10 protein-coding genes are annotated in these 12,877 nt (G+C 68.8%); 1 reads left to right on the top strand and 9 read right to left on the bottom strand.

Annotation, left to right across the window (positions count from 1 at the left end):
* Positions 1-54 precede the first annotated feature (54 nt).
* Complete coding sequence (locus tag AY578_RS25880; RefSeq protein WP_136238057.1) at positions 55-450, top strand: PIN domain-containing protein; 396 nt, start codon at positions 55-57, stop codon at positions 448-450.
* 83 nt (positions 451-533) lie between these two features.
* On the opposite strand, the gene AY578_RS25875 is transcribed toward AY578_RS25880, so the two are convergent.
* The 9 genes from AY578_RS25875 to ngcE all read right to left on the bottom strand — a co-directional run bounded on the left by AY578_RS25875 (position 534) and on the right by ngcE (position 12,663).
* The gene (locus AY578_RS25875; protein ID WP_019523481.1) at positions 534-2,030 is read right to left on the bottom strand and encodes an amino acid permease; all 1,497 of its coding nucleotides are present in this window, start codon (positions 2,028-2,030) and stop codon (positions 534-536) included.
* Between the two features lie 180 nt (positions 2,031-2,210).
* Entirely contained in the window at positions 2,211-4,145 is a 1,935-nt protein-coding gene (gene dxs / locus AY578_RS25870) for a 1-deoxy-D-xylulose-5-phosphate synthase (RefSeq protein ID WP_019523482.1), read from the bottom strand.
* 257 nt (positions 4,146-4,402) lie between these two features.
* Complete coding sequence (locus tag AY578_RS25865; RefSeq protein WP_019523483.1) at positions 4,403-5,698, bottom strand: sugar ABC transporter permease; 1,296 nt, start codon at positions 5,696-5,698, stop codon at positions 4,403-4,405.
* Positions 5,695-6,486, bottom strand: a complete 792-nt coding sequence (locus AY578_RS25860; RefSeq protein WP_026243626.1) for an ATP-binding cassette domain-containing protein — start codon at positions 6,484-6,486, stop codon at positions 5,695-5,697. The genes AY578_RS25865 and AY578_RS25860 overlap by 4 nt, the downstream gene beginning before the upstream one ends.
* Before the next feature lie 181 nt (positions 6,487-6,667).
* Positions 6,668-7,768 carry an ABC transporter substrate-binding protein gene (locus AY578_RS25855; RefSeq protein ID WP_019523485.1) on the bottom strand — a complete coding sequence of 367 codons (1,101 nt, stop codon included), beginning with the start codon at positions 7,766-7,768 and terminating at the stop codon, positions 6,668-6,670.
* A 134-nt stretch (positions 7,769-7,902) separates the two neighbouring features.
* Positions 7,903-9,114, bottom strand: a complete 1,212-nt coding sequence (locus AY578_RS25850; protein WP_019523486.1) for an ROK family transcriptional regulator — start codon at positions 9,112-9,114, stop codon at positions 7,903-7,905.
* Positions 9,115-9,345: 231 nt separating this feature from the next.
* The gene (locus AY578_RS25845) at positions 9,346-10,254 is read right to left on the bottom strand and encodes a carbohydrate ABC transporter permease (RefSeq protein WP_019523487.1); all 909 of its coding nucleotides are present in this window, start codon (positions 10,252-10,254) and stop codon (positions 9,346-9,348) included.
* Positions 10,251-11,312: a carbohydrate ABC transporter permease gene (locus tag AY578_RS25840; RefSeq protein WP_019523488.1), complete on the bottom strand. Its 1,062-nt coding sequence runs from the start codon at positions 11,310-11,312 to the stop codon at positions 10,251-10,253. Before AY578_RS25840 ends, AY578_RS25845 begins: the two co-directional genes overlap by 4 nt.
* 7 nt (positions 11,313-11,319) lie before the next feature.
* Positions 11,320-12,663: an N-acetylglucosamine/diacetylchitobiose ABC transporter substrate-binding protein gene (ngcE, locus tag AY578_RS25835; RefSeq protein ID WP_019523489.1), complete on the bottom strand. Its 1,344-nt coding sequence runs from the start codon at positions 12,661-12,663 to the stop codon at positions 11,320-11,322.
* Between the last annotated feature and the right edge of the window lie 214 nt (positions 12,664-12,877).

Below are 12,877 nucleotides of genomic sequence, written 5' to 3'. Positions count from 1 at the left end.
CGTACGGCCTCCCCCGCGGGGGTATTGCCCGGGCTTGCGTGGGACCCTGACCGTATGGAAGACGCCGGTTCCCTGCTCGTGATCGTCGACGCCGCGAACGTCGTGGGGTCCGTGCCCGACGGATGGTGGCGGGACCGCCGTGGCGCCGCCGAGCGGCTGCGGGACCATCTCGCGGCCCAGGGGGTGCCCGGGCACGCCGGGCCCGTGGAGATCGTGCTGGTGGTGGAGGGCGCGGCCCGGGGTGTGGAGCCGGTCCCGGGCGTCCGGGTGGCGGCCGCGCCCGGCAGCGGGGACGACCACATGGTCGCCCTGGTGGCGGAGGCGGGCGACCGTCCGGTCCTCGTCGTCACGGCCGACCGCGAGCTGCGCCGCCGGGTGGAGGAGCTGGGCGCCGACGTCGCCGGGCCGCGTACCGTACGGCCCGCGCCGCGCCGCCCCGGGACCGACTGAGCCGGTCACCTCACGCCACCTCGCGTGAAGGCCCCGCACCCCCGGTCAGGCCGGGAGCACGGGGCCGCGGGACCGTCCGGCGGTCAGGCCGCCGGTGACGTCGTGTCCTCCCCCTTCGCCATCCGGCTGTGCGTCCGGCTGTACAGGAAGTACACGACGAAGCCGATCGCCATCCAGATGCCGAACCGGACCCACGTCTCCGCCGGCAGGTTGAGCATCAGCCACACCGAGGCGGCCACCGACACGATCGGCAGCGCCGGCACCCACGGGGTGCGGAACGCGCGGTGCAGGTCGGGGCGGGTGCGGCGGAGGATGATCACACTGATCGCGACGACGACGAACGCGAACAGCGTGCCGATGTTCACCAGCGCCGCCAGTTCGTTAAGCGGGGTGAAGCCGGCCAGCACGGCGATGAGGACGCCGAGCAGGATCGTCGGCCGGTGCGGGGTGCGGAAGCGCGGGTGGACCCGGGAGAAGAAGGTGGGCAGCAGCCCGTCGCGGCTCATCGCGAAGAAGACCCGGGTCTGGCCGAGCAGCAGGATCATGCAGACGGTCGTCAGGCCGACGGCGGCGCCGAAGCTGATGAAGCCGGCGAACCAGGGATGCCCGGTGGCCTTGAACGCGTCCGCGAGCGGGGCGTCCACCGACAGTTCGCTGTAGTGCTGCATACCGGTGACGACGAGCGACACCAGGACGTACAGCAGGGTGCAGATGAACAGCGAGCCGAGGATGCCGCGCGGCATGTCGCGCTGCGGGTTGCGGGTCTCCTCGGCGGCCGTGGCGACGATGTCGAAGCCGATGAACGCGAAGAACACCACCGAGGCGGCGGTGAAGATGCCCATCACACCGAAGTTGGACGGGGCCCAGCCGAAGATGAGCTGGATGAGCGGGGAGTCGAGGCTCTGACCGGCCGGTACGGGCTCGGACTTCGGGATGAACGGGTCGTAGTTGTCGGCGGTGATGAAGAAGGCCCCGGCGATGATCACGACGAGGACCACGGTCACCTTGACGGCGACGACGACGGTGGTGACCCGGGCGGACAGCTTCATGCCGAGGACCAGGATGCCGGTGAGGACCAGCACCAGGACGGCGGCGAGGATGTCGAAGCCGAACACGTCGGAGCCCTCACGGCTGCCGAGCGCGGCGGGCATCTGCCACCCGGCGTTGTCCATCAGCGACTGGATGTAGCCGGACCAGCCGACGGCCACCACCGCCGTGCCGAGCGCGAACTCCAGGACCAGGTCCCAGCCGATGGTCCAGGCCGGCAGCTCACCCAGAGAGGCGTACGAGAACGTGTACGCGGAGCCCGCCACGGGGACGGTGGAGGCGAACTCGGCGTAGCAGAGCGCGGCCAGCGCGCAGACGACACCGGCCACCACGAACGCGAGGGCGGTGGCCGGACCGGCGTTGTCCTTGGCGACGGTGCCGGTGAGGACGAAGATGCCGGTGCCGATGATGACACCGACACCGAAGACGGTCAGATCCAGCGCGGACAGGGACTTCTTGAGGGCGTGCTCGGGCTCCTCGGTGTCGCGGATGGACTGCTCGACCTTCTTCGTCCGGAAGAGGGGGCTTGTCACGGGTACCTCCCACGCTTGTCGTCCTCGACATGATCGAGAGGGGGCGTGATGCGTATGCCCCGGCGCGGGCGCCTTCACGCGAACGGGCCGCGCGCGCCACTCTTCACAGTGGCCCGCACGGCCCATCCGGGCTACGCCCGCACGACCGCCCCGTGACGGCGTGTCGCGCGTGGCGGCGGGTCAGTCCCTGGCGGGCTCCACGGAGTCGACGGCGTCCGCGGAGGACCGCTCGTACTTCCCGTCCAGCTTCGCCACCAGGCCGGTGACCTGGCGGGCGACGTCCGGGGCGGTCAGCCCGATCTCCGCCATGACCTCGGCGCGCGAGGCATGGTCGAGGAAGCGCGGCGGGATGCCGAAGTCGCGCAGCGGCATGTCCACCCCGGCGTCGCGCAGCGCCTGGGCGACGGCGGAGCCGACGCCGCCGACGCGCGAGTTGTCCTCGACGGTGACGACGACGCGGTGCTTGGCCGCGAGCGGGGCCATGGCCTCGTCGACGGGCTTGACCCAGCGCGGGTCGACGACGGTGGTGGAGATGCCCTGCCGGTCCAGCAGCGAGGCGATCTCCAGGCACATCGGGGCGAGCGCGCCCACGGAGACCAGCAGCACGTCGGGCGTGTCGGTACCGGGCTCGCGCAGCACGTCCATGCCGCCGACGCGGCCCACGGCGGGCACGGCGGGGCCGACGGCGCCCTTGGAGAAGCGCACCACGGTGGGCGCGTCGTCGACGGCAACGGCCTCGCGGAGCTGGGCGCGGACCTGGTCGGCGTCGCGCGGGGCGGCGAGCCGGAGGCCGGGCACGACCTGGAGGATCGACATGTCCCACATGCCGTTGTGGGAGGCGCCGTCGGTGCCGGTGATGCCGGCCCGGTCCAGCACGAACGTCACGCCGCACTTGTGCAGGGCGACGTCCATGAGCACCTGGTCGAAGGCGCGGTTCAGGAAGGTGGCGTACACGGCGAAGACCGGGTGCACGCCCGCGTGGGCGAGGCCGGCGGCGGAGACGGCGCCGTGCTGCTCGGCGATGCCGACGTCGTAGACGCGGTCGGGGAAGCGCTTGGCGAACTTGTCCAGGCCGACCGGCTGGAGCATGGCGGCCGTGATGGCGACGACGTCCTCGCGCTCCTCGCCGAGCTTGACCATCTCCTCGCCGAAGACGGACGTCCAGTCGGCGCCGGAGGTGGCGATCGGCAGGCCCGTGTCGGGGTGGATCTTGCCGACGGCGTGGAAGCGGTCCGCCTCGTCCTGGAGGGCGGGCTGGTAGCCGCGGCCCTTCTCGGTGAGGCAGTGGACGATGACCGGGCCGTTGAACCGCTTGGCGCGGGCCAGCGCGGACTCCAGGGCCTCGATGTCGTGGCCGTCGATCGGGCCGACGTACTTCAGGCCGAGGTCCTCGAACATGCCCTGCGGGGCGATGAAGTCCTTGAGGCCCTTCTTCGCGCCGTGCAGGGTGTCGTAGAGGGCCTGGCCGACGACCGGAGTGCGCTCCAGGAGGTCCTTGGTGCGGGTCAGGAAGCGCTCGTAGCCGTCGGTGGTGCGCAAGGTCGCCAGGTGGTTCGCCAGGCCGCCGATGGTGGGCGAGTAGGAGCGCTCGTTGTCGTTGACGACGATGACCAGCGGGCGGTCCTTGGCGTCGGCGATGTTGTTGAGCGCCTCCCAGGCCATGCCGCCGGTGAGGGCGCCGTCGCCGATGACCGCGACGACGTGGCTGTCGTCCCGCTTCAGCAGCTGGTTGGCCTTGGCGATGCCGTCGGCCCAGCCGAGCACCGTGGAGGCGTGGCTGTTCTCGATGACGTCGTGCTCGGACTCCGCCTGCGAGGGGTAGCCGGACAGGCCGCCCTTCATCTTCAGCCGGGAGAAGTCCTGCCGGCCGGTCAGCAGCTTGTGCACGTACGACTGGTGGCCGGTGTCCCAGAGGACCTTGTCCTTCGGGGACTCGAAGACCCGGTGCAGGGCGATGGTGAGCTCCACCACACCGAGGTTGGGGCCGAGGTGGCCGCCGGTCTTGGAGACCGCGTCGACGAGGAAGGTCCGGATCTCCCCGGCCAGCTGGTCGAGCTCCTCGAGGGTGAGCCGGTCCAGATCGCGCGGTCCCCTGATGCGGGTCAGCAGCGGCACCCGTGCCTCCTTGCAGTAGAGCTGATCGAGCTGTTGCCGGGCGGGTCGAGTCTAATCTTCCGCTCAACCGATCGTTCCCGGGGCAGTGCGTCGTACATCACCCGTTCGGCCAGTACCCCCGTAAGACGCACCTGTGCCCGGCACCGAGAAGGCACCGGGCACAGGTCACCCCTCAAGGGGCGCGGGACCGTATCGATGTGCGGCTCCGCCGCGCGGGCTCGACCAGCCGAGACGGTCCCGCAGCCGAACGACTAGGCCTAGGCCCGCCCCGCGGTCTTCTGCGTCTTCCGGGTGACGGCGTCGATGACGACCGTCGCCAGCAGAACACCACCGGTGATCATGTACTGCACCGGAGAGGCGATGCCCTCCAGCGCCAGTCCGTACTGGATGGACACGATCACCATCACACCCAGCAGCGCGTCCCACGTACGCCCACGGCCGCCGAACAGCGACGTACCACCGATCACCGCGGCCGCGATGACGTTCATCAGGAACTCACCGGTACCGGCGCCCTGGTTCGCGGAGGCGATCTTCGACGCCACGAACAGACCGCCCATCGCGGCGAACGTACCGGCGATCGCGAAGACCGAGATCCGGATCAGCTCGACGTTGATACCCGCGCGGCGGGACGCCTCGACGCTGCCGCCGAGCGCGAACACCTTGCGGCCGTAGGAGGTGCGGCGCAGCACGAAGTCCGTGAGGACCAGGAAGGCCAGGAAGATCACCACGGCCAGCGGCAGGCCCTTGTACTGGTTGAACACGATCGCGACGGCGAAGGCCAGGATCGCGAGCAGCGCCGTGCGGACGATGATCTCGTTCAGCGGGCGCGAGGGCACCCCGGCGGCCTCACGGCGGCGGTTGTCGAAGAACGAGGCGAGGAAGTACGCCACGGTCGCGAACAGCGCCAGACCGTACGCGGCGGCCACGTCGCTGAAGTAGTAGCTGGTCAGCTTGACGACCAGGCCCTCGGAGTCCAGGTTGATGGTGCCGTTGTCACCGAGGATCTGGAGCATGAAGCCCTGCCAGAACAGCAGGCCGGCCAGGGTGACGGCGAAGGCGGGCACGCCGATCCGGGCGAAGATGAAGCCGTGGATCGCGCCGGCGACCGTGCCGGTGAGGATCGCCAGCACGAGGGCGAGTATCTCGTTCATGCCGTGCGTGATGTTCAGCACGGCGAACGTGGCGCCCGCGACACCGCTGACGGAGCCGACCGACAGGTCGATCTCGCCGAGCAGCAGGACGAAGACGATGCCGACGGCGATCATGCCGGTGCCGACCATCGCGACGGACATGTCGGAGAAGTTGCCGGCGGTGAGGAAGTTGCCGTTCAGGCTGGTGAAGATGGCCCAGATGACCAGGAGGCCGACCACCACGGGGATGGAGCCGAGGTCACCCGCCTTCATCTTCCGCTTGAACTCGTTCCAGTAGCCCAGCAGGCCCTGCTCGCGCACCAGCAGCCGGGGGTCGACCGCGGTGACCGCCTTGGCGGCCGCGTCCGGGTTCGCCACGGAGTGTTCCTCGGCGGTGGGGGTGGAGGTCTTCTCGGTGCTCACTTCTTGATCTCCCCATTGGTGCGCGCCGCACGACGGGTCACGGCGTTGTCCGTGGCGCCCGTGATGGCGGAGATGATTTCTTCCTGCGAGGTCGACTTGACCTCGAAGACGCCGTTGTTGCGCCCGAGGCGCAGGACGGCGACCTTGTCCGCCACGGCCTTCACGTCCGCCATGTTGTGGCTGATGAGGATGACCGCGTGGCCGCGCTCGCGCAGCCGCTCGACCAGGTCGAGGACCTGCGCGGTCTGCTCGACGCCGAGGGCCGCCGTGGGCTCGTCCAGGATGACCAGCTTGGGCTCGCCGAGCATGGACCGGGCGATGGCGACCACCTGGCGCTGGCCACCGGACAGCGAGGCGATCGGGATACGGACGCTGGGGATGCGGATCGACAGGGTGTCGAGGAGCTCGCGGGAGCGGCGCTCCATCTCCACCTCGTCCAGGACGCCGCGCCTGCGCAGCTCCCGGCCCAGGTAGAGGTTGCCGACGACGTCGATGTTGTCGCACAGCGCGAGGTCCTGGTACACCGTCGCGATGCCCAGGTTCTGGGCGTCGTGCGGCTTGTTGATCTGTACGGCCTTGCCGTCCCACTCGATGACGCCCTCATCGATGGGATGCACGCCGGCGATCGTCTTGACCAGCGTGGACTTTCCGGCGCCGTTGTCGCCCACCAGGGCGACCACTTCACCGGCGTGGACCTCAAGCTCGACGTCGGTGAGCGCCTGGACGGCACCGAACCGCTTGGAGACCCCGCGCAACGCCAGCACGGGCGTAGCGGACACGTGAACCATCTCCTTCGCCGCCTGACCCGGCGGGAGGTTGTGCAAGGGATTGGGGGGGGTTGTTCCGTCCGGCGCCCCGCGTAGCTTGCGGGGCTGGTGTGTGCGGGGCGCCGGCGGAAGCGCTGGGCAGTCGTCCCGTCGGGGGAGTCCGGGTCTGCGGACTCCCCTCGGTCACGGGATGCGGGACTGCTTACTTGAGGCCGATCTTGTCGCAGGCGGCCTTGTACTTGCCCGTGCAGATCTCCTGGACGGTGTAGATGCCGTCCTTGATCACGGTGTCGTTGATGTTGTCCTTGGTCAGCGAGACGACCGGGACGATCACCGACGGGATCCCCTTGTCGGTGGGGCTGTCGACCTTGTCCTTGGCGATGGAGTCCAGCGACTTGCCCTGGGCCAGCGCGACGGCCATCTCCGCGGCGACGTTCGCCTCCTGCGGGTACGGCTTGTAGACGGACATGTACTGCTCACCGGTCACGATGCGCTGCACGCCCGCGAGTTCGGCGTCCTGGCCGGTGACCGGGATGTTCTTCAGGCCGGCGGCCTTGAGGGCGGTGATGATGCCGCCCGCCATGCCGTCGTTGGCGGAGTAGACGCCGACGATCTTGTCCTTGCCGAGGGCGGAGATGGCGCCCTCCATGTTGGCGTTGGCGTTCTCGGGCTTCCACTCCTTGGTGTCGTACTCGCGCCCGATCTTGACCTTGCCGTCGAGGACGGAGTGCGCGCCCTCCTTGAACATGGCGGCGTTCGGGTCGGTGGAGGAGCCGTTCATCATGACGATCTGGCCGCTCTTGGCCTTCGCGCCCAGCGCCTGCAGCAGGGCCTCGCCCTGCGTCTTGCCGACGGTCACGTTGTCGAACGACGTGTAGGCGTCGATCGGGCCCTCGGCGAGGCGGTCGTAGGCCACGACCGGGATGCCGGCGTCCTTGGCCTTCTTCACGGAGCCGGCGATGGCCTTGGAGTCCACCGCGTCCACGATGAGCACGTCGACCTTGTTGGTCACCATCGTGTCGACCTGCTGGTTCTGCAGGCTGGCGTCCTGCTTGGCGTTGGCGTAGACGACCTCGCCCTTGTTGTTCGTGAGCTCCTTGACCTTCTTCTCGATCAAGGGCTTGTCGAGCTTCTCGTACCGCGCGGTCTGGTTCTCCGGCAGGAGCAGACCGACCTTGATGTTGTCGCCCTTGGCGGCGGAGTCGCCCGAGTCGCTCTTGTCGCCGGACTCGGCGGCGCTGCCACAGGCGGCGAGCGAGACGGCCATCGCACCGGCGGCGATGGCGAAGGCAGCACGACGCATACGCGTGTTCACTTCTACAAACCTCCCTGACGAGGCCGCGTCGTTGCGGCCGAGGTGGCTGGAAGTCAACTCGGCCGCACGTGCGACGTCAAGAAGTAAATCCTTAACGAGATGGCAACGGTGCCATCCGTTCTCTAAGTGAAGGCAGGGGCGGACACGGCGAGGGACCCCGTCGCCGTGCCGTCCAGAAGGGTCGAATCGCCCATCTCGCTCAGCGCCAGCGCGAGGGCGCCGAGCACCTCCGCACGGCCGCCAAGTGCCCCTGGAAGCACCGACAGTTGGCGCGCGGCACTGGGGATGGCATAGCGTCCCACGGACTCCCTTATGGGGCCCAGGACCAGCTCCCCGGCCTCCGCGAGATCGCCGCCGAGCACGACCCGGCTCGGGTTCAGGAGGTTGCACAGATTGGCTACACCGCTGCCGATGTGGCGGCCCACGTCGGCGACGACCCGGCGGCACCCCGGATCGCCGTCCCTGGCCATCCGTACGACGCCCTCCATGGTCAGATCCGTGCCGTGACTGGGCTGGAGCAGCGGCAGCACGTAGCGGGCGGCCGTGAAGGTCTCCAGGCAGCCGCGGTTGCCGCAGCGGCAGACCGGGCCGGACTCGTCCAGGGTGATGTGCCCGATCTCGCCCGCCGTGCCGCCGGGACCCCGGTAGATCTTCCCGCTGATCACCAGGCCCGCGCCGACACCGCTGGCGACCTTGATGTACGCCAGGTCGCGCACGCCCCGGCCGCTCCCCCAGACCATCTCGCCGAGGGCGCCCAGGTTGGCGTCGTTGTCCACGTGCACCGGCACGCCGAGCCGCCCCCGCAGCTCCTCGGCGGGACGGGTGCCGGACCAGCCGGGCAGGATAGCGGTGGAGCCGAGGGTGCCGGACTCCACGTCGATCGGTCCGGGCACGCCGAGACCGACGCCGGCGACCTTGGACCGGTCCACGCCGGTGGCCTCGATCAGGCGGTTGACCAGCTGTTCCGCCCGGTCGAAGCCCTGCGTCGAGGAGGCGTCCACGTCCAGCGGTTCGGACTCCTCCGCGAGCACCTGGTGCGCGAGGTTGCCCACCGCGACCCGTAGGTGGGTATGGCCGAAGTCGACCCCGATCACGATGCCGGCGTCCCCGCTCAGCGATACGCTGCGGGCCCGGCGTCCCCCCGCCGACGTGGGGGTCACCTCGACCGTGCCGCCGTCCTTCAGCTCCCGGACGATGTTGGAGACCGTGGCCGCGGACAGGCCGGTCGTCCTCGCGATCTCCGCCTGGGTCAGGGAGCCCGCCAGACGTACCGCTCGGACGACCCGCTCCAGGTTGGCTCGGTGCAGCGACGACTGCGACCCCGGAGTCTCCATTGACTCTCACCCTCATCCCTGGCCCGCGTCACCCAGGGGGCGACGAAGGCCTTGTACAAGTTATGAACTCCAAAGTCCGCTGAATCGCACGGTGACGTCAAGACCTTGACAGAAATCGGTTCCTGGCCGTGTCCGGCCGACTACCGTTGGTGCGCCGCAGGGGTCCGGCCCCGGAGAGCTGTCTCTCCGGGGCCGGACCCCTGCGTACGACGGGTGGAGCGGCGGCGGGCGTCAGCGGAAGGTGCCCTGCGACACCGAGCCGGCGATCCGCCGCTGGAAGACGCAGTACACGATCAGTACGGGCACCACGGTGATCACGATCGCCGCGAACAGCGCGCCGTAGTCGATGTCGTAGACCTGCGAGGACGCGTAGGCGGCCATGCCCTGGGTGAGGACCCACATGTCGTGGTCGGTGTTGAGCGCCACCGGCAGCAGGAACTGGTTCCACAGGCCCAGGAAGTTGAAGATCGCCACCGCCGCCATGCCCGGACGGGCCATCGGCAGCATCACCTGGAAGAACGCCCGCCAGTCCCCGGCGCCGTCGATCAGCGCGGCCTCGTACACGTCGTGCGGCAGCGACCGGAAGAACGCGTAGAGGAAGAACATCGTGAACGGCAGCGCGAACGCGACATAGGTGAGGATCAGCCCGAGACGCGTGTTCAGCAGCCCGAAGTTCTGCAACTGGAAGAAGAGCGGAACGATCGCCAGAAAGACCGGGAAAGTCAGTCCCGCGAGCATGACGTAGTAGATCAGCCGGCGGCCGGGGAACTCGAACCGGGCGAGAATGTAGGCGCACATCGCACCGAGCAGCATCACCAGGATCAGTGCCGAGACCACGACGATCACGGAATTCAGGAAGTACTTCCCGATGCTCGCGTCGGTCCACGCGTTCGCGTAATTCTCGATCCGCCAGTGATCGGGGAGCGAGAACGGCGACGAAAGGATCTCGCCGGTCGATTTGAACGACGACATCAGCACCCAGAGCATGGGCACGATCACGATCACGGACCACAGGATCAGCAGGGCGTGCGAGATCGCCGCGAATCTGCGGTCGCCGCCCGCGGCGACACGCGTCAGCTTCCGGTCCTTCGCCGGTTCACGGTCACTGGCCGTCTTCCGGTCGGCGGCGACGACGCTCACCCGGCACCTCCCTTGGCTGCGGCACGCCGAGCTCTCGCCCCAGGTGCTTTCCTCTTGCTCTCGCCCTCGCCGCCGCCCGTGAGGCGGTTGACGAGGAACACCAGCGCCGCGAACACCAGGGTGACGACGGCGAGGACGACGCCCATCGCGGTGGCGTAGCCGAACTGCTGCTTGGCGAAGGCGACGTTGAACAGACGCTGGCTGATCGTCAGGGTCGAGTTGTCCGGGCCGCCGTTCGGCACCATCGCCTGGACGTAGACGAACGCGTCGAGGGCGGCGATGCCCAGGTAGATGTATGCCGTCTGCACGCTGTCCCGGATCGCCGGCAGGGTGATCGAGACCGTCGTGCGCAGCCGGCCGGCCCCGTCGATCCTCGCTGCCTCGTACAGCTCGGCGGGGACGCCCTTGATCGCGGCGATGAAGAGCACCGCGTAGAACCCGACGAGGCCCCAGACGATGACGAACATGACGGACGGCATCGCCGTCGCCTTCTCGCCCAGCCACGCGAACGTGTCGAACCGGTCGAGGCCGAGGCCCGTGAGGACGCCGTTGAGCAGCCCGGCGTTGGGGTCGTACATCTGCGCCCAGATCAGACCGACGATGATCGCCGGCACGACGTAGGGGAAGAACGAGACGATCCGGTAGAACGACGCTCCCCGGATCCCTCGGACGGGGCCCTTGCTGGGCCCGCCGAGGGTGATGGCCACGGCGACCCCGAGGGCGAGCGTCAGCGTCACCAGCGGCACGAAGACCGCGAGGAGTGCGACGTTGCGCAGCGCCTTCAGGAAGACGTCGTCCTGGAACATCTTCGTGAAGTTGTCGAAGCCGACGAAGTTGTAGTCCGGGCTGAAGCCACGCCAGTCGGTCATCCCCCAGAAGATCGCCTCGCCGAACGGGATCAGGACGAAGATCACGAAGATGGCCAGCGGGACGCCGAGGAACGCGAGGAAGAACGTCACCCGGTCGAAGGTGAGTTTGCGGCGCCGTGGCCGCCCGCCGCGAGCGGCCGGCTTCGGCCGGCGGCTCGCGGTCTTGGCAATGGGGGTCGTGTCCTTCATCGCGGTGCTAGCTGACCTTGACCTTGTCGACGGAGTCGTCCTCCCGGACCTTGTCGGAGATCTTCTGCAGGGCCGAGGTCAGCCCCTTGCCGTCGATGTCGCCGGCGAGGAACGAGTTGAACGGCACCAGCTGGTCGGTGTTCAGACCGTAGGTCTCGACGAACATGTAGTTGAAGATGTTGGTGCCCGCGGCCTCCAGCATCTTCGTCTGCGAGACGAGCGCCGTCGATCCGTAACCGTCGGCGGGCACGGTGCCCTTGACGATGGTCGGGGCCAGCTTCGTCCTGGAGAAGTTGGCGGCCGCCTTCTCCGACAGCATCGCCCGCAGCACCTCCTTGCCGCCGGCCGGGTTCTTGCCCTGCCTGGGCACGATGAACGGCTCGCCGGCGGCCGCGCGGAGCGACTCGTAGGGCAGCGTCGGCTTGTCGGTGAGCGTCATCGACGGGAAGCCGGTCATCTGGAAGTCGGCCTTGGTGGCCTTCTTCATCTCGTTCTCGATCCAGCCGCCGGACGGGTAGAGCAGCGCCTTCTGGTCGTTGCTCCAGATCGCCTGCGCCTTCTGGAACTGGGTGCCGGAGCCGCCGGGGACGAACATCTTCTGCTTGACCATGGTCTCCATGACCTTGATGACGCCCTGGACGGCCGGGTGCGACCAACAGCCCTTCTCCAGGTTCTCCAGGGCGAGCCGGACCTCGTCGCCGCCCTCCTTGATCGCCGAGTCGATCAGGAGCGTGCGGTAGTAGGTCGCCGCCTCCTTGCCGTGGACGAAGAGGTACTTGCCCTTCTTCTTCGCCTGCTGGCCCAGGTCGAGCGCCTCGTCCCAGGTCTTCGGCGGGGTCCAGCCGTTCTCCTCGAAGAGCGACTTCGAGTACCAGACGCCGTACACGGTCATCACGTAGTTGAGCGCGACGAACTTGTCCCGGAACGTGCCGGGGGCCTTGACGCCGGGGTAGACGATGTCGGCGATCTTCTTGCCCTCGTAGGTGTTGGCCTCGAAGAGGTCGTCGAGCTCCTCCAGCTGGTCGAGGATGCCGAGGAAGCCGATCTGGTCCTCACCGGAGTTGTCGATGAGGTCCGGCGGGTTGCCGCCGACGAAGCGGGGCTGGAGCTGGGGGGCGATGTCGACGACCGGCTCGACCTTGACCTTGAGGCCCTTGACCTGGCCGCCGAGCACCTGGTTGGTGTAGTCGACGTAGTCGGTGCCGTAGCCGCCGTCGAAGATGGCCGCCTCGACCGTGGAGTTGGCGGCGACGCCGAACGGATTGGTGGCGCTCTTCTCGCCCTTCGGCCCGCTGTCGCCGTCGCCGTCCTTGCCGGAGGGAGAGCTGCACGCGACCGCGAAGGAGCCCACCGCCGCGGTGGCGATGGCCCCGCGCAGGAGCGTCCGCCTGTCAAGAGATCCGGCACGAATGGTCATCTCTGCATCCTCACTGATCGGTTGGATCGGTACGGGTGTGCTGCGTGTGCGCCCGCCGTGGCCGGACCGTGGTGCGCCGGCCGTACGTGGGGCGTTGTCGCCGTCGTCTCGGAGCCTCGGTGCGGCGCCGGTGATCAGCTGAGCGATG

The sequence above is a fragment of the Streptomyces thermocarboxydus genome (genome assembly GCF_024760485.1).
Classification (GTDB): Bacteria; Actinomycetota; Actinomycetes; order Streptomycetales; family Streptomycetaceae; genus Streptomyces; species Streptomyces cellulosae.
This window is presented reverse-complemented; position numbering and strand designations above follow the sequence as displayed.